The organism is Planococcus sp. BI3 (assembly GCF_056680115.1).
Genome location: NZ_CM155266.1, coordinates 915,667 through 938,977, shown reverse-complemented (window position 1 = coordinate 938,977; position 23,311 = coordinate 915,667). Strand labels below are relative to the sequence as shown.

The following is a 23,311-nucleotide window of genomic DNA, read 5'->3' as shown; positions in this document are numbered from 1 at the left end:
ACTACTAAAAAAATTGGACTGGTCGGGGCATTGCAACGCACAGGACAAAAGGAGAGTTAAGCATGGATGAATTGAACAAACAGCAAGAAGAGGTAACTGAAATTAAGCAGGAAGATGAACAAACTCAGCAAAAGCAGGAAGAAGAAGCGAAAACTTTTTCTCAAGAAGAAGTAGAAAAATTGATTCAAGCCGAGACAGATAGGAAAGTTTCTAAGGCATTGGAAACCGCAAAATCTAAATGGCAAGAAGATTTTAAAACTCAACTTGAATCAGAAAAGTCTGAAGCTGAAAAACTTGCAAAAATGACTGAGGGTGAACGTTTCCAAGCTGAATTAAATCGACAAAAAGAAGAGTTTGAGAATGAACGAAAATCATTCTTAAAAGAAAAGCTTGAGAATCAAACGATTAAAGAGCTATCTAATCAGAATTTGCCAATTGAATTCGCTAATTTTGTGAATGGTGAAACAGCTGAAGAGGTTCATCAAAATATTACAACTTTTAAAGCTGAATGGGATAAGGCTTTCAGTATAGCTCTTGAAAAGGCTGTTAATGAGCGTGTACAGGGTAAAACTCCACAAGGCAGCAACAAACAATCAAGCCTACTTAATGTAACTAAAGAGGAATTTCGGAACATGAATTACTCACAAAAATTAAACGTTAAAGAAAGCGATCCTGAACTTTATGCCCAATTAAAAGGCTAATAATTTTCAGGGTACAAAACAAAACTCAAATTAGAATGGAGAAATAAATATTATGGCACAAACGAAAAAAGCAAACTTAGTAAATGTAGAGGTTTTTGCTGATGCAGTTACTTCAAAGATTCCTGGGAGTCTTAAACTATATCCACTAGCATTTGTACAAAACTTTGAAAACGAACAAGCAGGTTCTATTTCTGTTCCTCAATATGAATATATTGGTGATGCGGATGTAGTGGCTGAAGGTGTCGCAATTGATCCTACTTTGCTAACTGCTAACTCAGTACCATTGGAAATTGAAAAAGTTGCTAAGGCTGTTGAAATTACAGATGAATCAGCTAAAGGCGGTTTTGGTGATCCAATCGGAGAAGCAGAAGATCAACTAACTGCATCAATCACAGCTGGAATTGAAAACAAAATGTTTGCAGCACTTGCTACAGCTACTTTGTCTTATACAGGCGCAGCAATCAACGGTGATTCTGTACTTGAAGCCGTATCTCTTTTTGGAGAGAATCAAGATGGAGCTAAAACACTTGTAATTAACCCTGCAAGCCTGGCAACTGTTCGTAAAGATGCAAACTATGCAGATGGCAAACTATTCGATCTTGATGTAGTTGTAGCTTCAAAAGTTCCAGCTAATACTGCTTATGTAGTTAAGCCGGGTGCTGTTGGTCTTTACTTGTCTAAAGATGTAGACGTAGAAGATGATCGCAATATTTTGACTAAATCAACTGTTCTTTCAGCTGATGCTCATTTTGCTACTCATTTGCGTGATGCTTCTAAAGTTGTAAAAATCACTGCTACTGTAGCATAAACATATTTAACTGAATAGTATTCAGAACAAAACGGGCGGTTCATTCCTATGAATGGCTGCCCATTTTTTTTGATGTAAAAATGAAAGAAGGTGGCAAATTTGTTGCTTCATATCACGCTTCAAAAACTCAGAAAAGAGAAAGAAGCCAAACAAAAAGAAGAACAAAAACAGCAGGTTACTGAATCGGTTGCCACTGATGAAAAACCTGTTGAAAAGAAGACTCTAAGAACAAATACACGTAGAAAATCAAAGGTTTAAGGAGGCGTTTAAATGTTAGATAAAATTAAACGCATTTTAGGCTTATCTCTTGTAGATGAAACTTCAAGCGATGATTTTCTATTAGAGCAATTTATTGATATGTATGCAAATGCCTTAATCTTAGAAATCAATGAAACGGCTGTTCCTCCATCATTAGAATTTATTCTAGTAGAGGCTGTTGTTTCACGATGGAACAGAAGAGGCTCAGAAGGCTTGAAATCTGAATCAGTGGATATTGTTTCCCATACATTTAATGATGATCATTTCTCTTCAAACAGACAATTTATTGAAGCTTACAAAGCTAATATGAAACTTATGAATCAAACAAATCGGATTAGATTCTTATGATGTTTGATAAAGATTTTGTTTTTATTGAAGATGAAAAAGTATCAGATGGAATGGGTGGATATGATTTAACAGAGGTTAATGGAACAGCTTTTAAAGCCCATTCAACTCCTGTTAAGTCTGAAACGATTCTAAAAGAGCAGGGTTTTCTTACATCTAAGGGAATCAGATTGATTACTAAAGACAAAATTAATCCTGATGAATCTCTTAAGCTTAAGAATGTAGCAACTAATCAATCGTATAGAGTCATTGAATCATTGGGATTCGATTCTAGCCCATACATTATTTTTCTTTTGGAGGTGATCTAATTTGACTACTGAAATAGAGGGATTGGATCGCTTTCTAAGAACTATACAAAGCATCTCAGACAGCCTAGAGAGTAGTGTGAAGCAAGTTGTTTCACAAACTGCCCTCCAGTTAGAATCTGATGCTAAAAGGCTTGTTCCTGTTGATACAGGACATCTGAGGCGTTCTATTACTACTTCTGTTGAAGCTGGTGGAATGAGTGCAATGGTTTCTACTAATGTTGAATATGCCTTAGCTGTTGAGTTTGGCACATCTAGACAAGCAGCAAAGCCATATATGACTCCTGCCCATACAAGAAGCAAAGCAAAGTATATAGATGATATGGAAGCCGCACTAAGGAGGTTGAGAATTTAATGGCTAATTTAATTCCTACTGTTGAGCTACAGAAAGCTGTATATCAGAAACTTTCAGCTCATTACACTACTTATGATCTTAGACCTTCAAACGCTCAATTTCCTTATATTCTTATCGGTGAAGATGTCACTGTAGATAATTTGACTAAGGGCGACAAGAGGACTACTCACAATTTAACAATTCATACTTTTAGTCAATCAACTAAAAGCCTTGAATCAAAAACTATGAACCATTTAGTTAAAGAGTCGCTATTAAACGACTTAGAGCTAAATGGTTTTTATGTTGATTTAAATAAACTCTCAATGATGATGACGACTAAAGAAGAAGAAACTGATGGAGCAATTCATCACGGAATCATTCAGTTCGACATCACAATCAGAGAAAAATAAAAAACAAATTAGAAATATGGAGGATTAATTATTTATGACACAAATTAAAGGTTTAGATATCGGTATTTATGCAATGAAAGAACAGTTTCCAGGAGAGCCTGAAGTATATACATTAGTAGGCGGGGGCAGAGGGGCGTCGATTTCAATGTCAGCTGAAAGTATGGACATTACTTCTAAAGATACAGAGGGCTGGATGGATAGCATCAGCGGCTTTAAATCTTGGGAATCTTCTACAGATGGAATTGTAGTGATTGATGATGCAGGTTTTGAAGATTTGGAATCAGCATTCTTTGAAGGACGTAAAGTAAAAGTAGCGTTCAAGAAACCTTCTGGATGGGGCTATACAGGCTTTGCCCTAGTCAACTCATTAGAGCTTGAAGCAGGACATGAAGATGTGGTAACTTATTCAATCTCCTTAACTGGTGCTGGCGTATTGGCTAAGACAGCAAACACAGAAATTTAATTTTAATAATGCAGCTAGACAGTAGCAATATTGTTTAGCTGTTTCATTTTATTTTAAAACAATAACAAAAATACTTATATAAAGAGGATGTTTACTTAATGAAAATTGTACAAATCAAAATGGATAAAGAACGTAATTTAAAATTCGGTATGAATACAGTGGTACAACTTGAAAAAGATTTAGGAATGCCAATTGCTGAAATGCAAGATGGAATGAGCATGGAAAATCTATTGAAAATTACTTTCTATGGTTTGAAATGGGAAGACAAAAAATTGACTCTTGAGGACGTTGGAGATTCAATGGATGCAGCAATTGAACATTATGAAACGTTTGAGGCTGTTATTAAACTTGTAATGGAAGCATTTACAGCAACATTCGGTAAGAAGTCCACTCCCAGTAAAAAGTAATGGGTTAATTAATGAAGATAAGCTATTTCAGTGGATTGTTGGAAAGCTGAAGTTATCAATATTAGATTATGAGCATTTCATGGAGCATTATTCTTTCAATGATTTGTATTTGCTTCTGGATCAGCATAGCGAGGAACAGCAAGAACATACAGAGATGATGGAAATATCTGTTATGTATGGCTATGCTTCAGCAAAATCAAAAAGTGGAAAACTTATTAAGATATTTGAGAAGTCTAAAGAAGTCGGCGAATTAAATGAGCGACAAGTAAAAGCAGCAAAACAAAGTAAAGAACATTTCAAAAATACTTTCTCAAATACTTTATAAAAGGGTAGAGCTATCGCAGCTTTACCCTTTTTTTGTATTTAAAAAGAGAGGTGAGCAAATATAAATGAGTATGCAAGATTTATCAGTAAGAATTAGCGCAGATATTACAGAGTTTAGAAATGCTATGGATCAAATTTCTGATTCAGTTAGAGAAGCAGGGGATACTGTTAGAGACTCTATGGGTGGGGCTGAAAGCTCTACATCTGGAGGAGTCGGACGCATTAAATCAGCATTAGGTGGAGTAGCTGGAATTATTGCCGGTGCATTTGCGATAGATAAAATTAAGGATTTTGGTATTAGCTTAGTAGAATCAGCAGCAGATAGTCAAGCCATGACAGCACAATTTGAACAGGTTTTCGGAGGCTTGCAAGGCGAGGCAACTAAAGCTATTGATGGCATGGGGCAAGAATTCGGCATGGTTTCTAGTCGGATTAAGCCAGCATTTACTCAAATGACTTCACTATTTAAAGGGTTAGGCTTAAACAGTGAGGATGCTATGGACGGTGCAAGCCGAGCCATGACAGCCTCAGCCGATGCAGCAGCCTTTTATGATGTTTCTATGGAAGATGCTTCAAGTGCCTTAACTTCATTTATGAAAGGTAACTGGGAAGCTGGAGAATCTATAGGATTGTTTGCAAATGAGGCCCAAATGGCTTCTTATGCTTCTGATACATTAGGACAAGATTATGAAAACCTAGATGAAGCAGGGAAACAGCTTGTTAGACTATCCTTTGCGGAATCTATGCAAGAATCAGCTGGAGCAATGGGACAAGCAAGCCGAGAGTCTGGAAGTTATCAGAATCAGTTAGGTAACTTAAAGCAGATTTGGACAGATTTAAAAGGACAATTAGGACAGCCTATTTTAGCAGTAGCAATTGCTGGAATTAAAGGTTTAGCTGAATGGATTGGGAAAATTGATCCTCAAGCTGTATTAGGTGGATTTAAAGCGTTTGGCTCATATGTCGGATCAGTCTTTTCTCCAATTATTGCCGCTGTAAAGGATAATTTTACCGAGCTATTCGGTAGCTTATCATTTGATGCAGGTTCAATGAGTACAGGATTTGAAAAAATTAAAACGGCAGTTTCTGGATTTGGTGAATTGATTAAGAGTACAACAGAAGGCTTAGGCTGGTTCATTGATAAATTTGATTTTCTAATTTTAGGAATTGCGGCTGGCGTTCTTACATTCAAAGCAATTACAGCAGCAAAAGCGGCATGGGTAACTATTACAACAACATGGACAGCAGTTACAAAAGCAGCGGCAGCCGTACAAGCTGCATTTAACTTAGTTTTAGCGGCTAATCCAATTGCTCTAGTAGTTATTGCAGTAGCAGCATTAGTTGCTGTAGGTATTCTGCTTTATAAAAACTGGGATACAGTAGTAGCCTTTTTGAGTGCAGCATGGGAAACTATCAAATCAGTAGCTTCAGCAGTATGGACTGGATTAAAGATTTTCTTCGCTGCAACATGGGAAAGTATTAAAATTGCCGCAATGACAATCTTTGGAGCTTTGAGAGATGGTTTTGCTGCTATCTGGAATGCCATTAAAGCGGCAGCTTCAGCAGTATGGAATGGATTAAAAGCGTTCTTTAGTGCTGTATGGAATGGAATTGTAGCAATAGCTTCAGCGGTATTTAATGGATTGAAAGCCTATTTTACATTTGTTTTTAATGTGTATAAAACTATCATTATGACAGTGTGGAATGGCATTAAATCGTTTTTATCTGCTTTGTGGAATGGTATTAAATCAACAGCTTCAACTGTTTTTAATGCTATCAAATCTTCTATTAGCACTATTTTCAATGCCATTAAATCAACTACTACGAGTGTCTGGAATGCCATAAAGAACTACATTGTAACTACATTCAATGCTATCAAATCGACAGCTTCAAGTGTATGGAATGCTATCAAGTCTTCTATCACAAGTATAATTAATGCCATTAAATCAACTGTTAGCTCAGTATTCAATAGTATTAAATCTACAGTCAGCTCAATTTGGAATGGTATTAAATCAGCTGTTACCAATACAGTAGAATCAATGAAATCCAGCATCACTTCAAAGTTTAATGCCATCAAGAGTTCAGCTAGTTCAATATTCAATAGTATTAAATCAGCAATGACTCAGCCAGTGAATGCTGCTAAGGATGCTATTAAATCAGCAATTGATAAGATTAAAGGTTTCTTCAGTGGATTAAAATTGAAATTTCCTAAAATCTCAATGCCTAAAATGCCTAAGTTTAGCCTTACAGGCAAATTTAGCTTAATGCCTCCTTCTGTTCCAAAGGTTGGGATTAGCTGGAATGCTAAAGGTGGCGTATTTAATAAGCCTACAGTATTCAATACAGCTAATGCAGGTTTACAAGGAGTAGGAGAGGCAGGTAGTGAGGCAATCATCCCATTAACTGCTAAAGTTTTAGGCAACATTGGTAAAGGCATAGCATCAACTATGCAGAAAAAAACCCAGGCTAACGCAAATACTACTCAGATTGAAAATCTTGTTCATATTGAAAACTTCAATGGAACACAAAAAGAAGTGGAAAATTTGGCATCTACTTTGATTAATAGCTTAGGCAAGAGAGGGGTCATGGTAACACGATGATTCTTTCAAGTGGCTTTTACTATAATCAAGAGTACAGCGGCAATAAAGGAGTTATCAAGATTAGAACTGAAGGCGGTTTTTTGACGGATAGCTTTTTAGCTACTGTAAATAATCAGGTAGTGAAGAATAAAAATAGCAATAAATCATTTCTAGAAGAATCAGATGAAGAGCTTATAGTTTTTCCTATGGCTCTTTATTTTGATGAAAATATTGATGAAACAAGTCTCAGAGGAGTTAGGCGGTGGCTGAATCAGAAAGATTTCAAAGAATTAGTGTTTGAAGATGATCCAAATAAGGTTTACTATGCTAAGCCTAATGGACAAATCACTTTAAATCACAATACAATCTCAAGTGGTTATGTTGAATTCGAATTTCTCACAAATTCTGCATATTCATTTTCAAGAATGATTGAAATTGAGGGTGAAAGTGTCTCTGATACAAATTTTCATGGCTTGTCAATTTATAATGAAGGTGATAAAACTACATTTCCTAAAATGAAAATTATCATGAATCCTAATATTCCTACTAACATTGAGATATTCAATGATACAACAGGACAGCACTTCCTATTAGAAAACAATTTAGTAAATGAAACGGTCATTGTATGGAATGAATATGAGGAAATTGAGACATCTTCAAATTTAAGACATAGATATGACGATCATAACGATGAATTTATTAAGTTTGTTGAAGGAACAAATGATTTAAGAATCAAAGGTAAGTTTGTTTATACAATTGAATACAGTAATATCTATCTTTAAATAAATGGATTAAGGGCTACACACCATTCCCTTAATCTAAGCTGAATGAATCCAATTCATATAATAAAATTTCAAACGAGTTCCTCCTTAAACTCGGGGGAAGGTGAAAACCTTCCTTTTACATATCATAGGGCTGTTTTGTGGCTAATCCTCTTGCCGTGAAACAGCCCTTTTTTTGTCTACTTTTAACTATGCAAAACTATTAGCATACAGTTAAACATATTTGAAGTTTACTTTATATATGCCTTCAACTATACTTAGATTACATATAACTAGTAGTATAAAAGGAGTGTTTAATTTGGCAAAAGAAAAAGAAGTGGATGAACTTAAAGAAATGCTCTCGAAACCTAAAGTAAATATTGAAGATTCTCATGCTAGAACTACTTTTCTATTAGATAGAGAATTAGCTGATAGATTGAACAAATTAGCAGATGGAAAAAGAGGATTTAAAAGTCTTTTCTTCAATAGAGCTGTAAAGAATCTATTAGATGAATTAGAAGATAAGTAGGAAGGGGAGCAATCATAAATGGTTGCTTCTTTTTTGCTATATTAGATGCAAAGCGTTTTAAGTGGTAAATAAGGAGGAAAGCACTTGAAGAAAAAAGCAGTTTTGTATACGAGAATTTCAACAAATAAAGTGGAGCAGCAGCAGAGTCTAGTCAATCAAGAAGAAAGATATACAGAGTATTGTGAAAATATGGGATATGAATTAGCTGAAATCTATGCTGATGAGGGACTAACAGGAACAAATGTTAGGCGAGTAAAATTCAAAGAGATGCTTTTAGATGCGGGGTTAACTTATACGAGAAATGATTTAGGCTATGATTTTTTTACTCCTGCTAAAAATACAAAGCCTAAATTTGATGTAATAATTTGTAAGGATGTTAGCCGCTTCATGCGTGGCTCAGTACAAGGTCAGATGGTTGTTAAACTCCTAAAAGATAAAGGGGTAGATATCATCTTTGAAAATTCTGGAATGTCTACGTTTGATGAAGGATATGAATTTAACTTAGGTATTCTTTTTCAAATTGCTCAAAATGAATCAGCAAATATGAGCAAGCGGATTAAATTTGCAAAGCAGCACAATGCCCGTAAAGGGAAATACAGTCCAGCAAGAATTCCTTATGGATATACTAGAAATGAAAATAATGAAATTGTAATTCATGAGGAACAAGCGGAAATAGTAAAACACATCTTTGAGCGTTATAAAGAAGCTGGTGGCTCTCTCATCTCTCAAGAATTAAATGAAAAAGGCGTGTTAAGTCAGACAGGTAAACGCTGGACTGATGATAAAGTAACCCGTGTTATACATAACCGTATATATACAGGGACAGCTACAGTAGGGAAAAGCTATAAGAAGAATGTAACGGATACACAGAGAAGCAAAAATAGTATAGATCAGTATATTGAAATTCCAAATGCTGTAAAGTCAATTGTAACTATTGAGCAGTATGAAGAAGCCAATTTAACTAGAGAAAAGCGAATGAACAAGAATAAAAAAATTGGTAGAAAGCCAGCTAGAAACGATATATATAACGAAAAGCTGTTTTGCTCAAGTTGTGGTAGTCGCTTTGTCAGGCATACAGGCAATGGCGGCAAAATAAATTATATGTGCCAGAACAGACGAAAGCGGTTGGGTTGTGGAGTTAGAGGAATATCAATCCAGAATCTTAACAGAAGTTTAGCAGAGGTAGAATTAAAATATTTATCTAATGCTATGGGAGATTCATTCTATTATAAAGAACTGCTCAATCTTTTAGCTAAGCAGAAGCTTCAACTGGCTCAAACTAAACTTGAAATACAGAAGAAAATAGACTCATTAGAGGAAGAAATAGATAAAATATCAGATCAATTTGCTTTCCTTAATGAAACAGACAAAATGAAAGCAAGACTAGTAAAGAAGGTTGACGATAGAGAAAATCAAATTACTGAACTTAATCAGCAATTTGAAAAACTTAATATAGAATCCATAGAATACATTTTAGGCAAGTTGGAAGATAAAAAAAGTATGATTGAACTTCTTTCAGTTTCAAAGTCTTTAATAGTGGAAGATAAATTAAAGTTACTTAATAGAATTGAAATTGGCGACTATGATTTAAGCTTTCAATTTGCAATTCCTTCATTTGAGGAAGAAGTAGATTTATATAATAAGCTTTTTCCAATGAATCCAATTAATTTAACCATCCCTTTTAGACCGTTTACAGAAGGCTTCAGGAGAGATCATAAAGCTGCCAGAGAATACTGGGAAACAGCAAATGAAGAATTAAAGTAGGACTTCCATTATAAAAGGAAAATCCTCTTTTTTATTTAATACTTGCAATTGCCTCTTTATTTACAAATGGTCCAGGGACAGGTGGAATCCTACCGCATGGATTTGAAAGTGGTTCCGAACTTGACGGATTTAGTGACGGAAGGTTATTTGAAAACAGGGGAGACAGACTGCCCGAATGGCGATGTGGTGAATATTTCGGTTAATGGAGTGGTGACATCCGCAAAATCACCGTAAACGAACTGGGTTTCACCCTGCTCGAGATGTTGCTGGTGCTCACTATTCTGATGGCGGTGGCCGCGATATCGATTCCAGGGTATCAGAACCTGATGGTCAAAAAAGAAGAACAGCGTTTTTTTGAGGTCCTGCAGCAGGATGTTTATTTCGCGCAGAGCGAAAGTTATTCCTTGCAAAAAACCGCAAAACTCGTATTCAGGGAAACCGCAGGAACCTATGAGCTATTCACAAACCTGCGATATGGAGGTTTATCCAGAAAGCTTCCGGATTCGGTGAAGCTTCAAAAGACCAGCAACCTCAATGAAATCTACTTTAATTCAAACGGTTCAGTCGTCCAATCCGGAACATTGCGTTTTCTGACAAGCGGCGGAGAAAAGGTGATGGTCGTCCATCTCGGAAAAGGGAGAGTGGTGTTTTCTGAATGATAAAGGAATTTCCTGGGCAGAAACCATGGTCAGCCTGTTCATGGTATTCATCATTTTTGGCAGTTTGCTTCCCGCTATGCTCAGTATCCAGCAAAGCCTGCAAGTGAAAAAAGAACGCGTCAGCGCTGTTGAAACCCTCCACGAAGCGGCGAGGGAGATCCGCTCTACTGGTGCATCGAATGGACAGCGGAAAGTTAACGGCATTGTTTACAGCTGGGAGATGGCTGGTGAGCTTTGTGTCGATTATGCAGATTACAAAGGGCAGCAGGAGCAGCTATGCGTCGAATAAACAGGCTGGATGAAAACGGCTTTTCATTTGTAGCCTCGATTTTCGATCTGCTGGTGCTGCTGACGATGCTGCCGCTGATTGTCCTATTCTACAGTTTTGCTGTCAGTTTTACAGAAGACCTGGATCCGCACCGGGTTGAGTGGCAATTGTTCGCCATTGATTTGCAGAGTTATATGAACAGCAGCGATTCGCTCGAAATCATCAATAGCGGCAGTGGCATCCGTGTTGTCCAGATGGGGGAGGAATTTGACATTGAACTGTACACCGATATGATCCGCAAACAAAAAGCCAGAAAAGGGCATGAGGTCATGCTGACCCGTGTGCGGCTGTGCCAATTTTCATTGACCGGCAATACGCTTAAAGTCCGCACCGAATTCACCACAGGCAGTCTGGAAGAGGCAGAGTATGTTTTTTCGCAGCCTGAATAACGAGAAAGGTGCCGTCTATCCCATTGCCATCGTCTTTTTCATGTCGGCCCTGATGCTGTTATCCCACACCCTTTTGCTCTATTCCATCCAATATAAAACATATGATGGTTTGGAAAATATGCATAGACATGCTACGATACAACTACTGATGGAAATTGAGAAAAATAAAATACCTGAGTAGAGGTAAGTATCGGGTGGTAGGATGAACAGAATATATTTGATTGGATTCATGGGCTGTGGGAAAAGTGCGGTCGGCAGAAGGTTAAGCTTCCTGCTGAAACTACCCTTCTATGATATGGACAAGGAGATTGTCCGGCAGACCGGAAAAACGATTCCGGAAATTTTTGAGCAGCACGGCGAAGAATATTTTCGGAAACTGGAAACACAATTTTTGCAAAATTTTAAAAATGATCATTGCATCATCTCCACTGGCGGCGGCGTCACCATGCGGAAAGAAAATCAGAAAATCATGAGAAATACGGGGTTGGTGCTATTTTTGGATGCGCCATTCCGTGAAATCTGGCGGCGGATTCACCGGGATCCGAATCGTCCGATTGTCCGCCAATCCACTCGTGAAGAAATCGAAGCGCTGCATAAAGCGCGCTATCGGGATTACAAACAAACGGCACATATTACCATCCGAACTGAATATCGGACATTGCGGCAGATTACACAATATGCTGCTTTCCAAGTGAAACGTCTAAAAGGCGAATGATTTGATTTTAATTAATCATTTCGTTCGTCTTTTGTCCTTTTTAAGAAAAAAGATTGCGCTTCCCCTGGATCAATGTTAGGATATATTCAAAGTTACACTATTCTGTGTAACGGTTTGGACCAATCAATCTTGATTTGGGCGGATGAATGTATGGGGAGAGAACGCAAATGCGTCGCCGAAGGAGCAAATAACAGAAGTTATGAATCTCTCAGGCAAAAAGACTCGTACAGGACGCATCTCTGGAGAATGCTGCATGTCAGCTACCAAAGAGGAAAGCCATTATGGTAAACTTTCAGGTTCCAGGACAGAGATTTCCCTTCACGGGGAAATCTCTGTCCTTTTTTCGTGCCCAGGCTCACATTAACCTGGCAGAAAGGGTCTTGAAAAATGAGGAGGAAAATCATTGGCACAGTTAAAGCGTACACCTCTGTTTGAAACGTATTCGAAATATGGTGGCAAAACAATTGATTTTGGTGGTTGGGAACTGCCTGTGCAATTTTCGAGCATCAAAGAAGAACATGAAGCGGTCAGAACAAAAGCCGGACTTTTTGATGTATCCCATATGGGCGAAATCTTCGTCACAGGAGCAGACAGTTTAGACTATCTCCAGCATCTTGTAACAAATGATGTGTCCAAAATTCAGGATGGCCAAGCGCAGTATACAGCGATGTGCTATGAAGACGGCGGCACGGTGGATGATTTGCTGGTGTATAAATTAGCGGACCAGCATTATCTGTTGGTCGTTAATGCTTCCAATATCGAAAAGGATTTTGAATGGATGGAACAGGCTAAAACAGGCGATGTGGTATTGGACAATGCGTCTGAACGCTATGGTCTTTTGGCGCTGCAGGGGCCTTTGGCTGAAACGGTGCTTCAGCGCCTGACGGATGAAGACCTGTCTTTGATCAAGCCTTTCCGTTTTAAACAGGACGTTGAAGTAGCGGGACAACAGGTCATTTTGTCGCGGACCGGCTATACGGGAGAAAATGGCTTTGAAATTTACGCATCACCTGAAGCACTGTCCGTTCTTTGGGATGCGATCCTGTCTGAAGGAAAGCCGGAAGGTGTCTTGCCGGTAGGTCTTGGCGCCCGTGATACCTTGCGCTTTGAAGCTTGCCTTGCTCTATACGGCCAGGAATTGTCGAAAGACATCACGCCGCTTGAAGCCGGCATCAACTTTGTAGTGAAACTCAAAAAAGACCAGGATTTCATCGGCAAACAAGCATTGGCAGAACAAAAAGAAGCAGGCGTCCCGCGTAAATTGGTGGGCATTGAAATGATCGATAAAGGCATTCCGCGCCATGGTTATGCGGTTTACGCAGGAGACCAAAAAATCGGAGAAGTGACTACAGGCACCCAGTCGCCGACATTAAAGAAAAACATCGGACTGGCTTTGGTTTCAAGTGAATGGGCTGAAGTGGGAATCGAACTGGAAGTTGAAATTCGCAACAAACGATTAAAAGCGAAAACAGTGGAAACACCATTTTATAAACGATCCAACTAATCTAACTTGAAAAGGGGACAGCACTCGATGAAACATCGCTATTTACCAATGACGTCTCAAGACGAAAAAGAAATGCTGGAAACAATCGGCATCGGATCCATTGATGAATTGTTTTCGGATATTCCGGAAAAAATTCGTTTTAAAGGCGAATACAACATCAAAGCAGCCAAATCAGAGTCTTCATTGACAAAGGAATTGGCGCAGCTTGCAGCCCAAAATGCTGATACCAATCGCTACGCTTCATTTCTTGGAGCTGGCGTCTATGACCATTACAAACCGATCATCGTGGATCATGTGATTTCGCGTTCTGAATTCTATACAGCTTATACGCCTTACCAGCCCGAAATCTCCCAAGGTGAATTGCAGGCAATCTTCGAATTCCAAACAATGATCAGCGAATTGACCGGTATGGATATTGCCAACTCTTCCATGTATGACGGCGGAACGGCACTTGCTGAAGCTGGAATGCTCGCTGCAGGCCACACAAAACGCAAAAAAATTCTGGTGTCACGTGCAGTCCATCCGGAATCACGGGCTGTTGTCCGCAGCTATGCGCTTGGCCAGTCGATCGAGGTTGTCGAAATTCCGTTGAAGGATGGCCACACCGACCTGGATGCATTAAAAGAGATGATCGATGAAAACGTCGCAACCGTGATGATCCAATACCCGAACTTCTTCGGACAGGTTGAAAACCTGAAGGAAATCGAACCGATTGTCCATGAAGCCGGCGCGTTATTTTCTGTTTCTTCCAATCCGTTGGCGCTTGGGGCGCTGACTTCTCCGGGTCAGCTCGGAGCAGACATTACAGTAGGCGATGCACAGCCTTTCGGTATTCCGGAAGCATACGGCGGGCCTCATTGTGGTTATTTCGCCGTCACAAAAAAATTGATGCGTAAAGTACCGGGCCGTTTAGTCGGTGAAACGACGGATGAAGAAGGCCGCCGTGGATTTGTGTTGACCTTGCAGGCGCGTGAACAGCATATCCGCCGCGACAAAGCAACGTCCAATATCTGTTCGAACCAGGCCTTGAATGCATTGGCTGCATCGGTTGCCATGACGGCACTCGGAAAAGTCGGCACACAGGAAATCGCCAAACAGAATATTATCAAAACGCATTATATGAAACAGCAATTGAAAGGAGCGGGCCTTGAAATTGCATTTGAAGGCGCGCATTTCAATGAAATCGTTGTAAAAACGAAAGAACCTGTCAAACAGTTGAACGACCGCCTGTTTGAAAACGACATGATCGGCGGCTATGATCTTGGATTGAGCTATGAAGAGTTTAAAGGCCATATGCTGGTTGCCGTCACTGAACAACGGACAAAAGAAGAAATTGATGCATTCGTGCAGGAAATAGCTGCTAAAGTGCAGGAAGTGGGGGCTACTCATGCATAAGGACAACCAAGCGTTAATTTTTGAATTGACCAAAGAAGGACGTGTCGGCTACAGCCTGCCGACGCTTGACGTACCGGAAGTCGACTTGAGCGAGCTCTTGCCGGCTGAATTGATCCGCACGGAGGCAGCTGAACTGCCTGAAGTATCGGAACTTGATATTATGCGCCATTACACAGCTTTATCCAACCGTAACCACGGGGTGGATTCCGGTTTCTATCCACTGGGCTCATGCACCATGAAATACAATCCGAAAATCAACGAAACCGTTGCGCGTTTCCCTGGATTCGCAAACATCCATCCGTTGCAGGATGAAAAAACCGTTCAAGGGGCTCTAGCTTTGATGTTTGATTTGCAGGAGCATCTGAAAGAAATCACCGGCATGGACGAAGTCACGCTGCAGCCAGCGGCGGGTGCACACGGTGAATGGACCGGATTGATGATGATCCGTGCCTACCACGAGGCACGAGGCGACTTGAAGCGAACGAAAGTTATCGTTCCCGATTCGGCGCATGGCACCAACCCGGCGTCAGCGACCGTTGCCGGATTCGAAACTGTAACTGTTAAATCGAGCGACCAGGGACTTGTGGATCTTGAGGACCTGAAGCGCGTTGTCGGAGACGATACGGCGGCGTTGATGCTGACAAATCCGAATACGCTTGGTCTTTTTGAAGAGCAGATTATGGAAATGGCAGCGATCATCCATGGCGTCGGCGGCAAGTTGTATTATGACGGCGCCAATCTCAACGCAGTTATGTCAAAAGCACGTCCGGGAGATATGGGCTTTGACGTGGTTCACTTGAACCTGCACAAGACTTTCACTGGACCTCACGGCGGCGGCGGACCTGGATCTGGCCCAGTCGGCGTGAAAAATGACTTGCTTCCCTATTTGCCGAAACCGGTATTGGTGAAAAAAGACGATGCCTATACGTTCGACTATGACCGTCCGGATTCAATCGGCCGTGTCAAACCTTTCTATGGCAACTTCGGAATCAATGTTCGGGCCTACACGTATATCCGCTCTATGGGGCCGGATGGCCTGAAGGCAGTGACGGAATATGCGGTATTGAATGCCAACTACATGATGCGCAGACTGCAGCCTCATTTCGATTTGCCGTACGACCGCCATTGCAAGCATGAATTCGTATTGAGCGGCCGCCGCCAGAAGAAACTGGGTGTCCGTACATTGGATATGGCAAAACGCCTGCTTGACTTCGGCTACCATCCGCCAACGATCTACTTCCCGTTGAATGTGGAAGAGGGCATGATGATCGAACCGACGGAAACGGAATCCAAAGAAACTTTGGATGCGTTCATCGATGCGATGATCCAAATCGCGAAAGAAGTGGAAGAAAATCCTGAAATCGTCCAAAATGCACCGCATACTACGGTAATCAACCGTTTGGATGAAACAAAAGCGGCACGCCACCCTGTGCTTCGCTACTACAAAGCTGAATAGAATCTCAAAAAAGGCGTGGGGGCTGTTCAGCCTCCACGCCTTTTTTTATGGCCACCAGTAAAAATGAGGGACAATTCCAGGGTTTTTCGGTCAATTTTTTCTGTGCGCTTTTTTATTTCTGCAGTCCTCACTGAATTTCAATTGGAGTAAGAGAAGAAAGGGGGAAAAAACCCTTCCACTGCTGGAAGGGTTTTGGGATTTAGGCTTTGGATTTAATCTTTCCAGTCCATTGCTTGAACCCGCCTTGCAGCTGGAACAAGTGATTGTATCCTTTTTTCTTCAGGAAGATTGCAACGCGGCCACTGCGTGCTCCATTCTGGTCATATAAATAGACCGGCTTGTCCGAACGGATTTCCTTGTAGCGCTGGCGCAATTGTGATTGCGGAATATTGCGTGCCCCCAGAATATGGCCAGCCGCAAAATCTTTCGGCTCGCGCACGTCGATCAATTGGGCTTTTCGGTAGCCTTCGATAAATTGTTCCTGTGTCAGGTTAGTGACAGCTTTTTTGATGCGGAAATAAGAAATTACCGCGTAAATGATGATTGCCAAAACGATGGCGATCGTGATGTACAGAAATTCCAATGTTCTTGCCCCTTTCTCATCTTCCTTTATTATAAGAGAAGAGATGACGGATATTCAATGCCAATGTTACACTAATTATCGGAAATAGGAGGCGATCTTGTGAAATATCCAAAATGGGTTTTTATAAATTCAGGTGCAAGCAGTCCTTCGTTCAATATGGCGCTTGACGAAGCCCTGCTGACATGGCATAGTGAAGGGCTGATTCCACCGGTCATCCGTTTTTACAGCTGGGAACCAGCTGCGCTGTCGATCGGTTATTTTCAAAAAGTTGAAAAGGAAATTGACATGGAAGCCGTCAACCGGCTTGGCCTTGGATTTGTCCGCCGTCCGACAGGAGGCAGAGGTGTTCTCCATGAGCATGAGCTTACATATAGCATCATCGTCAGTGAAAATTATCCGGACATGCCGGAAACAGTTACAGAAGCTTATCGTGTATTAAGCGAAGGTTTATTGGAAGGCTTTAAAAATCTCGGGCTGGACGCTTATTTCTCTGTGCCGGATACAGATGAAAAGCGCGCTGATTTGAAAAAACCGAAATCGGCTGTTTGTTTTGATGCGCCGAGCTGGTATGAGATGGTCGTTGAAGGGAAAAAAGTGGCAGGCAGTGCACAAACGCGCCAAAAAGGTGTCATTTTACAGCATGGGGCCATTTTGATCGATTTGGATGCCGAGAAGTTGCTGTCGGTTTTCAAATTTTCAAGCGAACAAGCCAAAGAGCGGATGCGCGTCAAAATCCCTGAAAAAGCGGTATCGATCAATTCCCTGCGCAAGGAGCCAGCCGATGTGGAAGAATGCATCCATGCCTTTAGAGCTGGATTCGAACAGGCACTGGCAATCGAGTTGGAGCCCTATACATTGTCGGAACAACAGTTCGCAGATGTCAAGGCTTTGGAGGAAAAAAAATACGCGAATATTGAGTGGAATTTCCGCGTGTGAGAGTCTTTTGGCTCATTTTAAGGATTTCCAAAGCTGGAAACGCTGGTAAATATAGCTTTCCACTGCCTGCGGAATTTGCAGCAGAAAATTGTTATTGAAAACGAGTTTCAATATGTAGTATGCTGGGAATTGAAGTAATACTATATATAGTATCCAACTCCATATAATACAAAGGAGGAATTGTCAAATGGTTTCCGCCACACAATCCCAATACTCATTAAATTCAAAAGCATTAAACGAAGATATCAAGACGTTCCCGCAAGTGCATGCAATTACTCCGGATATGAAAATAACGCATAAAGGTGTATCACGCCTCGTGATGATCGACCGTTATTCTTTTAAGGATACTGAGAAAAAGACACTCAAAGCTGGCGATTTTGTTGTATTGACTGTCAAAGAAGATCCGAAATTCCCGGCCCGCGGCCTTGGCTATATCGTATCTATTGATGAGCAGTCCAATAAAGCACAGGTTTGGATCGAGGAAAACTACAGAAGTGCAATCGATAATCCGAAAGAACAGGAAGCGGGGATTGTTAATCGCCCGATCGAAGTGATTGAGAAGCCGCTGGAAGTGTTTTACGAGCAGATTGCCAAGCGCAATGCAACCGGTCTTGCTTCGGTGGAGAAAACTCCTGAAAAACGCCAGGAATGGTTTGAGAAATTCTACCAGCAATTGGTTGGATTGAAATTCATTCCAGCTGGCCGTGTGCTTTACGGAGCAGGTGCAGATACCGATGTGACGTATTTCAACTGTTACGTCATGCCGTTTGTAGCCGATTCTCGCGAAGGCATCTCCGATCACCGCAAACAAGTGATGGAAATCATGAGCCGTGGTGGCGGTGTCGGCACCAATGGATCGACGCTTCGTCCACGCAATACACTGGCGCGCGGAGTTAACGGCAAATCCTCCGGCTCTGTATCGTGGTTGGATGATATCGCCAAACTGACGCATCTTGTTGAACAGGGCGGATCACGCCGTGGGGCGCAGATGATCATGCTTGCAGACTGGCATCCGGATATCGCAGAATTCATTATTTCAAAAATGCAGAATCCACGTATTTTGCGCTATTTGATTGAAAATACAAAAGATGAGACCATCAAAAAATTGGCTCACGATAAACTGAAATTCAAGCCTTTGACAGAGCAGGAAGATGCGATGTATCAAGGGATCCTAAATTACCGGACGATCCCGGGAATGGGTGGATTCAATGAAAAAATCATGCGGGATGCTGAAACGAAATTGCGTGATGGCGGAACTTATACGGTCCATAATGAAGAATTTTTGACAGGTGCCAATATTTCAGTCACATTGACAAGTGACTTCATGACAGCCGTTGAAAACGATGCAGATTTCGATCTGCGCTTCCCGGCAGTGGAATCTTATTCTAAAGAAGAAATGGCCATCTACAATGAACAGTGGCAGGAAGTCGGCGATGTCCGTGAATGGGAACGCATGGGGCATGGTGTCCGCGTCTACCGCACGATGAAAGCGCGTGAGCTATGGAACCTGATCAATATCTGCGCGACCTACTCAGCAGAGCCAGGCATTTTCTTCATTGATAATGCCAATGAAAAAACAAACGCTGCGGCATACGGACAGAAAGTTGTTGCGACAAACCCTTGCGGCGAACAGCCTTTGGCACCGTATTCTGTCTGCAACCTGGCTGCGGTCAACTTGGCCCAGTTCGCAGATCCAAAAACGAAAAAAGTCGATTTTGAAGCTTTGAAGGAAACCGTGCGTGTCGGCGTCCGGATGCAGGACAATGTCATTGACGCCACTCCATATTTCCTGGAGGAAAATCAGGTGCAGGCACTTGGCGAACGCCGTGTCGGCCTTGGCGTCATGGGACTTGCCGATCTGTTGATCTATTGTGACAAGGAATATGGCTCTCCGGAAGGCAATGACCTTGTTGATGAAATCTTCAAGACAATCGCAACGGCAGCTTATGAGGTATCGACTGAATTGGCAGCAGAACGCGGCAGTTTCCCGTTCCTTATCGGCAAAACCGATGATGAAACGGCAGCACTCCGCAAAGCTTTCACCCAAACCGGATTTATGAAGGATATGCCGGAACATGTACGTGAAGCGATACTGGAAAAAGGTATCCGCAATTCACATCTATTGACGGTTGCACCGACAGGATCTACCGGAACCATGGTTGGTGTTTCAACTGGACTTGAACCCTATTATTCATTTACCTACTACCGCAGCGGCCGTCTTGGGAAATTCATCGAGGTGAAAGCTGACATCGTCAGCGAATACTTGAAGAACAATCCGGAAGCGGATGAAGAAAACCTGCCGAAGGCATTTGTTACGTCGATGCAACTGGCTCCTGAAGCACATGCGGATGTCCAGTGCATCATCCAACGTTGGATCGATTCATCCATCTCGAAAACTGTAAACGCACCACGCGGCTACACAGTCGAACAGGTGGAAGGTGTCTATGAACGTCTGTACAAAGGCGGAGCAAAAGGCGGTACGGTTTATGTCGACGGCAGCCGGGACTCACAGGTCCTGACATTGAAAGCTGAAGACAATACCTTTGAAGAAGAGGAACGTCCGGAAGAAGCGAGCAAGCGTCCGATCGTCCTAGTCGACACGATTCAGGATATCCGTTCTACCAATGTCAGCATCGGTTCAGAAGTGGGCGATACATGCCCAGTCTGCCGTCAGGGGACAGTGGAAGAAATGGGCGGCTGCAATACCTGCACCAACTGCAACGCTCAATTGAAATGCGGATTATAAGATGAACAGCGCGATGGCCAAATGGCCATCGCGCTTTTTTTATGCGTGTATATAACGGAGCCCTCTTAAGGATATGGGTTAAGTTAGGGTTGCGGCCGGAAGTCGTGCTTTTAGCTTACGTTCCTTTAGCCGGGCGCTTCCGCATTTCGGTGTCCAGCTGCAGCAGCCAACTCTTTGGGTCATAAGCCAACCCAGCTGCGTGGCAAAGAGCGCCACACTGCTGGTCTGTCTTATGCCCGGCAGAGCTACACGGCCGTTTCCGCATTTCAGTGTCCAGCTGCAGCAGCCAGTCCCTCGAGTCGCTTCAGGCTCACCGACAATGGCAAAGGGCGCCATTACCGGTGAGCCTTCCAGCGCTTGTCGGGGCTAAACGGCTGCTTCCGCCTTTCTTAAACAGTTGCTCGATTGTTCCGATATGTTAAAATAATGAAGAATGTGTCAGGGGAAGGAGAAGGTTGAATGCGTGTGCTGGTCTTGAACGGCCCTAATTTAAACCGTCTGGGCAAGCGGGAGAAAGAAGCTTACGGAACATTTACGCTGGAAGAATTGGAACAGGATCTGGTGGAATTTTCCTACCATCACGATATCGAATTGATTTGCCGGCAGTCCAATCATGAAGGGGAATTGATCGACTGGATCCACGGGGCTGGTGATGATGCGCTGTCTGGCATCGTTTTGAATGCCGGAGCCTATACGCATACGAGCATCGCTATACGCGACGCAATTGCCGCTATCGAGGTCCCTGTAATCGAAGTACATATATCAAATGTCCACAAGCGGGAAGAATTCCGCCACCATTCGTATATTTCTCCAGTCACCATCGGGCAGATTGTCGGATTTGGGCAGGACGTTTACAAATTGGCGCTGCAGGCGTTGATTTTAAGACAAGAGAGAGGATGAACACATTGAAACTTCAAAAATTACGCACTGAAATGAAACAACGGGATATCGAGGCGCTGCTTGTCACCAGCCCCTTTAATCTGCGCTACATAACTGAATTCACCGGAACAGCCGGACTGGCAATTGTCACACAGGAAAAGGCGGTTTTCATCACGGATTTCCGGTATACAGAACAAGCCAGTGTCCAGGTCAAAGAGTTTGAAGTGGTCCAGGCGAAGAAAAATCTGATGGACGAAGCGGTGCAGACGGTTCACTCTTTAGGCATCCAAACACTCACTTTTGAACAGGATTATATGACCTATGCAACGGCAGTCCAGTATAAAGAGAAAGTAGAAGTGGAAATGGAGCCCGTCAGCAATCTGATAGAAAAGATTCGCATGGTCAAAACGCCGGAAGAAGTGGTTATCCTCAAAGCAGCCGCCAAAATTGCGGATGATGCCTTTGAACATATTTGCGGATACATTCGTCCGGGGCTAACGGAGCTGGAAGTATCCAATGAATTGGAATTCTTTATGAGAAAAGAGGGGGCAACTTCATCGAGTTTCGATATCATTGTGGCTTCGGGACTGCGTTCGGCACTGCCGCATGGCGTCGCGACGGATAAAGTCATTGAAAAAGGCGATATGATCACGCTGGATTTTGGAGCACTTTATAATGGTTATATTTCGGACATCACCCGCACGGTCGCGGTCGGCGAACCTTCTGGGCAGATGAAGGAAATCTATGATATTGTATTAAAGGCGCAAGAATTAGGCGTGGAGAAAATTGGTCCGGGCATGAGTGGCATTGAAGCGGATGCGATTGCGCGTGATTACATCAAGTCAAGGGGCTATGGTGAAGCATTCGGCCATTCAACAGGGCATGGCATCGGTTTGGAAGTTCACGAAAGCCCAGGCCTGTCATCTAGAACGGAAACGGTTCTGGAGCCGGGTATGGCCGTAACGGTGGAACCGGGAATTTATCTGCCAGGAGTTGGCGGAGTCCGCATTGAAGATGATATACTGATAACTGAGTCAGGAAATGAACGGTTGACTAACTCCACAAAAGAGCTTCGCATTTTATAACAAACGGAGGAACTAATATGATTTCAGTAAACGATTTTAAAACAGGCGTCACAATTGAAGTGGACGGCGGAATTTGGCGTGTTATGGAATTCCAGCACGTAAAACCAGGAAAAGGCGCTGCATTCGTGCGATCGAAACTTCGCAACCTGCGTACAGGAAGCGTCACTGAAAAAACGTTCCGTGCGGGCGAAAAAGTTGCAAAAGCACAAATCGACAACAACAAAATGCAGTATTTGTATGCCAATGGCGATATGCACGCTTTTATGGATACCGAGACTTACGACCAGATCGAATTGCCTGAAAAGAACATTGAACAAGAATTAAAGTTTCTTCAGGAAAACATGGAAGTCCAAGTGATCCAGTTCCAAGGAGAAGTGCTTGGCGTCGAATTGCCGAACACAGTTGTCCTTGAAGTGGTTCAAACAGATCCAGGCATTAAAGGCGATACAGCAAGCGGCGGATCAAAACCGGCGATCTTGTCAACTGGATTGTCTGTCCAAGTGCCATTCTTCATCAATGAAGGCGATCACTTGATCATCAACACAACAGATTCTTCATACGTATCACGAGCTCAATAATAAGCGGAAGGCCTCTAGAAATAGAGGCCTTTTTTTAAAAAATCAGATTTAGTGTTTCAAAATAGACTGA

General features: G+C 42.0%; 28 protein-coding genes and 1 riboswitch. Of the genes, 27 read left to right on the top strand and 1 reads right to left on the bottom strand.

Annotated features, from left to right (window positions below; all coding sequences use genetic code 11):
* The first annotated feature begins 62 nt into the window (after positions 1-62).
* The 22 genes from AC1MEO_RS04740 to gcvPB all read left to right on the top strand — a co-directional run bounded on the left by AC1MEO_RS04740 (position 63) and on the right by gcvPB (position 16,434).
* Positions 63-701 carry a DUF4355 domain-containing protein gene (locus AC1MEO_RS04740; RefSeq protein ID WP_480334675.1) on the top strand — a complete coding sequence of 213 codons (639 nt, stop codon included), beginning with the start codon at positions 63-65 and terminating at the stop codon, positions 699-701.
* Positions 702-753: 52 nt separating this feature from the next.
* A complete protein-coding gene (locus AC1MEO_RS04735) occupies positions 754-1,509 on the top strand; it encodes a phage major capsid protein (protein ID WP_480334674.1) in 756 nt (251 codons plus the stop codon).
* Between the two features lie 99 nt (positions 1,510-1,608).
* The gene (locus tag AC1MEO_RS04730; protein ID WP_480334673.1) at positions 1,609-1,767 is read left to right on the top strand and encodes a hypothetical protein; all 159 of its coding nucleotides are present in this window, start codon (positions 1,609-1,611) and stop codon (positions 1,765-1,767) included.
* A gap of 12 nt (positions 1,768-1,779) precedes the next feature.
* A complete protein-coding gene (locus AC1MEO_RS04725) occupies positions 1,780-2,115 on the top strand; it encodes a phage head-tail connector protein (protein WP_480334672.1) in 336 nt (111 codons plus the stop codon).
* Positions 2,112-2,420, top strand: a complete 309-nt coding sequence (locus AC1MEO_RS04720) for a hypothetical protein (protein ID WP_480334671.1) — start codon at positions 2,112-2,114, stop codon at positions 2,418-2,420. Before AC1MEO_RS04725 ends, AC1MEO_RS04720 begins: the two co-directional genes overlap by 4 nt.
* Position 2,421: 1 nt before the next feature.
* On the top strand, positions 2,422-2,772 hold the full coding sequence (locus AC1MEO_RS04715; protein WP_480334670.1) for an HK97-gp10 family putative phage morphogenesis protein: 351 nt from the start codon (positions 2,422-2,424) through the stop codon (positions 2,770-2,772).
* The gene (locus AC1MEO_RS04710; protein ID WP_480334668.1) at positions 2,772-3,161 is read left to right on the top strand and encodes a DUF3168 domain-containing protein; all 390 of its coding nucleotides are present in this window, start codon (positions 2,772-2,774) and stop codon (positions 3,159-3,161) included. Before AC1MEO_RS04715 ends, AC1MEO_RS04710 begins: the two co-directional genes overlap by 1 nt.
* Before the next feature lie 34 nt (positions 3,162-3,195).
* On the top strand, positions 3,196-3,624 hold the full coding sequence (locus AC1MEO_RS04705; protein ID WP_480334667.1) for a phage major tail protein, TP901-1 family: 429 nt from the start codon (positions 3,196-3,198) through the stop codon (positions 3,622-3,624).
* A 98-nt stretch (positions 3,625-3,722) separates the two neighbouring features.
* Positions 3,723-4,031 (top strand): hypothetical protein, encoded by a 309-nt coding sequence (locus AC1MEO_RS04700; protein ID WP_480334665.1) that lies wholly within the window; start codon positions 3,723-3,725, stop codon positions 4,029-4,031.
* A gap of 79 nt (positions 4,032-4,110) precedes the next feature.
* Positions 4,111-4,356: a hypothetical protein gene (locus AC1MEO_RS04695; protein ID WP_480334663.1), complete on the top strand. Its 246-nt coding sequence runs from the start codon at positions 4,111-4,113 to the stop codon at positions 4,354-4,356.
* A 64-nt stretch (positions 4,357-4,420) separates the two neighbouring features.
* Entirely contained in the window at positions 4,421-6,955 is a 2,535-nt protein-coding gene (locus AC1MEO_RS04690) for a phage tail protein (protein WP_480334661.1), read from the top strand.
* Positions 6,952-7,716, top strand: coding sequence for a distal tail protein Dit (locus AC1MEO_RS04685; RefSeq protein WP_480334659.1), 765 nt, complete (start codon positions 6,952-6,954; stop codon positions 7,714-7,716). Before AC1MEO_RS04690 ends, AC1MEO_RS04685 begins: the two co-directional genes overlap by 4 nt.
* A gap of 298 nt (positions 7,717-8,014) precedes the next feature.
* On the top strand, positions 8,015-8,224 hold the full coding sequence (locus AC1MEO_RS04680; protein WP_149456214.1) for a hypothetical protein: 210 nt from the start codon (positions 8,015-8,017) through the stop codon (positions 8,222-8,224).
* A gap of 84 nt (positions 8,225-8,308) precedes the next feature.
* Positions 8,309-9,988, top strand: coding sequence for a recombinase family protein (locus tag AC1MEO_RS04675; protein ID WP_480334657.1), 1,680 nt, complete (start codon positions 8,309-8,311; stop codon positions 9,986-9,988).
* Between the two features lie 96 nt (positions 9,989-10,084).
* Positions 10,085-10,222 carry a hypothetical protein gene (locus tag AC1MEO_RS04670; protein ID WP_480334656.1) on the top strand — a complete coding sequence of 46 codons (138 nt, stop codon included), beginning with the start codon at positions 10,085-10,087 and terminating at the stop codon, positions 10,220-10,222.
* A gap of 26 nt (positions 10,223-10,248) precedes the next feature.
* The gene (locus AC1MEO_RS04665; RefSeq protein ID WP_480334654.1) at positions 10,249-10,647 is read left to right on the top strand and encodes a competence protein ComG; all 399 of its coding nucleotides are present in this window, start codon (positions 10,249-10,251) and stop codon (positions 10,645-10,647) included.
* Between the two features lie 25 nt (positions 10,648-10,672).
* Positions 10,673-10,936 carry a hypothetical protein gene (locus AC1MEO_RS04660; RefSeq protein WP_480334653.1) on the top strand — a complete coding sequence of 88 codons (264 nt, stop codon included), beginning with the start codon at positions 10,673-10,675 and terminating at the stop codon, positions 10,934-10,936.
* Positions 10,924-11,364, top strand: coding sequence for a competence type IV pilus minor pilin ComGF (gene comGF, locus AC1MEO_RS04655; protein WP_480334652.1), 441 nt, complete (start codon positions 10,924-10,926; stop codon positions 11,362-11,364). Before AC1MEO_RS04660 ends, comGF begins: the two co-directional genes overlap by 13 nt.
* Before the next feature lie 202 nt (positions 11,365-11,566).
* Positions 11,567-12,079, top strand: coding sequence for a shikimate kinase (locus AC1MEO_RS04650; protein ID WP_480334651.1), 513 nt, complete (start codon positions 11,567-11,569; stop codon positions 12,077-12,079).
* 142 nt (positions 12,080-12,221) lie between these two features.
* A riboswitch (glycine riboswitch) is annotated at positions 12,222-12,313 on the top strand.
* Positions 12,314-12,482: 169 nt separating this feature from the next.
* Complete coding sequence (gcvT, locus tag AC1MEO_RS04645) at positions 12,483-13,583, top strand: glycine cleavage system aminomethyltransferase GcvT (protein ID WP_480334650.1); 1,101 nt, start codon at positions 12,483-12,485, stop codon at positions 13,581-13,583.
* 27 nt (positions 13,584-13,610) lie between these two features.
* Positions 13,611-14,978 (top strand): aminomethyl-transferring glycine dehydrogenase subunit GcvPA, encoded by a 1,368-nt coding sequence (gcvPA, locus tag AC1MEO_RS04640; RefSeq protein ID WP_480334648.1) that lies wholly within the window; start codon positions 13,611-13,613, stop codon positions 14,976-14,978.
* On the top strand, positions 14,971-16,434 hold the full coding sequence (gene gcvPB / locus AC1MEO_RS04635; protein ID WP_480334647.1) for an aminomethyl-transferring glycine dehydrogenase subunit GcvPB: 1,464 nt from the start codon (positions 14,971-14,973) through the stop codon (positions 16,432-16,434). Before gcvPA ends, gcvPB begins: the two co-directional genes overlap by 8 nt.
* Before the next feature lie 199 nt (positions 16,435-16,633).
* Here gcvPB and AC1MEO_RS04630 read toward each other — a convergent pair whose 3' ends face one another.
* Positions 16,634-17,017, bottom strand: coding sequence for a rhodanese-like domain-containing protein (locus AC1MEO_RS04630; RefSeq protein ID WP_480334646.1), 384 nt, complete (start codon positions 17,015-17,017; stop codon positions 16,634-16,636).
* A gap of 99 nt (positions 17,018-17,116) precedes the next feature.
* On the opposite strand from AC1MEO_RS04630, the gene AC1MEO_RS04625 reads away from it, so the two are divergent.
* The 5 genes from AC1MEO_RS04625 (at position 17,117) to efp (ending at position 23,241) form a co-directional block, all read left to right on the top strand.
* Positions 17,117-17,953, top strand: a complete 837-nt coding sequence (locus AC1MEO_RS04625; RefSeq protein ID WP_480334645.1) for a lipoate--protein ligase family protein — start codon at positions 17,117-17,119, stop codon at positions 17,951-17,953.
* Between the two features lie 187 nt (positions 17,954-18,140).
* Positions 18,141-20,699: a vitamin B12-dependent ribonucleotide reductase gene (locus tag AC1MEO_RS04620; RefSeq protein ID WP_480334644.1), complete on the top strand. Its 2,559-nt coding sequence runs from the start codon at positions 18,141-18,143 to the stop codon at positions 20,697-20,699.
* 459 nt (positions 20,700-21,158) lie between these two features.
* On the top strand, positions 21,159-21,599 hold the full coding sequence (aroQ, locus tag AC1MEO_RS04615; protein ID WP_480334642.1) for a type II 3-dehydroquinate dehydratase: 441 nt from the start codon (positions 21,159-21,161) through the stop codon (positions 21,597-21,599).
* Complete coding sequence (locus tag AC1MEO_RS04610) at positions 21,596-22,663, top strand: M24 family metallopeptidase (protein WP_480334640.1); 1,068 nt, start codon at positions 21,596-21,598, stop codon at positions 22,661-22,663. Before aroQ ends, AC1MEO_RS04610 begins: the two co-directional genes overlap by 4 nt.
* Positions 22,664-22,680: 17 nt before the next feature.
* Positions 22,681-23,241, top strand: a complete 561-nt coding sequence (efp, locus tag AC1MEO_RS04605; protein ID WP_480334638.1) for an elongation factor P — start codon at positions 22,681-22,683, stop codon at positions 23,239-23,241.
* Positions 23,242-23,311 lie beyond the last annotated feature (70 nt).

What these genes read in the sequence shown, in the direction of transcription:
- AC1MEO_RS04740 (WP_480334675.1), top strand. Translation starts at nt 63, where the DNA reads ATGGATGAATTGAACAAACAGCAAGAAGAGGTAACTGAAATTAAGCAG.
- AC1MEO_RS04670 (WP_480334656.1), top strand. Translation starts at nt 10,085, where the DNA reads ATGGATTTGAAAGTGGTTCCGAACTTGACGGATTTAGTGACGGAAGGT.
- AC1MEO_RS04705 (WP_480334667.1), top strand. Translation starts at nt 3,196, where the DNA reads ATGACACAAATTAAAGGTTTAGATATCGGTATTTATGCAATGAAAGAA.
- AC1MEO_RS04690 (WP_480334661.1), top strand. Translation starts at nt 4,421, where the DNA reads ATGAGTATGCAAGATTTATCAGTAAGAATTAGCGCAGATATTACAGAG.
- gcvPB (WP_480334647.1), top strand. Translation starts at nt 14,971, where the DNA reads ATGCATAAGGACAACCAAGCGTTAATTTTTGAATTGACCAAAGAAGGA.
- AC1MEO_RS04725 (WP_480334672.1), top strand. Translation starts at nt 1,780, where the DNA reads ATGTTAGATAAAATTAAACGCATTTTAGGCTTATCTCTTGTAGATGAA.
- gcvPA (WP_480334648.1), top strand. Translation starts at nt 13,611, where the DNA reads ATGAAACATCGCTATTTACCAATGACGTCTCAAGACGAAAAAGAAATG.
- AC1MEO_RS04620 (WP_480334644.1), top strand. Translation starts at nt 18,141, where the DNA reads ATGGTTTCCGCCACACAATCCCAATACTCATTAAATTCAAAAGCATTA.
- AC1MEO_RS04695 (WP_480334663.1), top strand. Translation starts at nt 4,111, where the DNA reads ATGGAGCATTATTCTTTCAATGATTTGTATTTGCTTCTGGATCAGCAT.
- AC1MEO_RS04610 (WP_480334640.1), top strand. Translation starts at nt 21,596, where the DNA reads ATGAACACATTGAAACTTCAAAAATTACGCACTGAAATGAAACAACGG.
- aroQ (WP_480334642.1), top strand. Translation starts at nt 21,159, where the DNA reads ATGCGTGTGCTGGTCTTGAACGGCCCTAATTTAAACCGTCTGGGCAAG.
- AC1MEO_RS04660 (WP_480334653.1), top strand. Translation starts at nt 10,673, where the DNA reads ATGGTCAGCCTGTTCATGGTATTCATCATTTTTGGCAGTTTGCTTCCC.
- AC1MEO_RS04710 (WP_480334668.1), top strand. Translation starts at nt 2,772, where the DNA reads ATGGCTAATTTAATTCCTACTGTTGAGCTACAGAAAGCTGTATATCAG.
- AC1MEO_RS04700 (WP_480334665.1), top strand. Translation starts at nt 3,723, where the DNA reads ATGAAAATTGTACAAATCAAAATGGATAAAGAACGTAATTTAAAATTC.
- AC1MEO_RS04735 (WP_480334674.1), top strand. Translation starts at nt 754, where the DNA reads ATGGCACAAACGAAAAAAGCAAACTTAGTAAATGTAGAGGTTTTTGCT.
- efp (WP_480334638.1), top strand. Translation starts at nt 22,681, where the DNA reads ATGATTTCAGTAAACGATTTTAAAACAGGCGTCACAATTGAAGTGGAC.
- AC1MEO_RS04685 (WP_480334659.1), top strand. Translation starts at nt 6,952, where the DNA reads ATGATTCTTTCAAGTGGCTTTTACTATAATCAAGAGTACAGCGGCAAT.
- AC1MEO_RS04650 (WP_480334651.1), top strand. Translation starts at nt 11,567, where the DNA reads ATGAACAGAATATATTTGATTGGATTCATGGGCTGTGGGAAAAGTGCG.
- AC1MEO_RS04665 (WP_480334654.1), top strand. Translation starts at nt 10,249, where the DNA reads ATGTTGCTGGTGCTCACTATTCTGATGGCGGTGGCCGCGATATCGATT.
- AC1MEO_RS04720 (WP_480334671.1), top strand. Translation starts at nt 2,112, where the DNA reads ATGATGTTTGATAAAGATTTTGTTTTTATTGAAGATGAAAAAGTATCA.
- comGF (WP_480334652.1), top strand. Translation starts at nt 10,924, where the DNA reads ATGCGTCGAATAAACAGGCTGGATGAAAACGGCTTTTCATTTGTAGCC.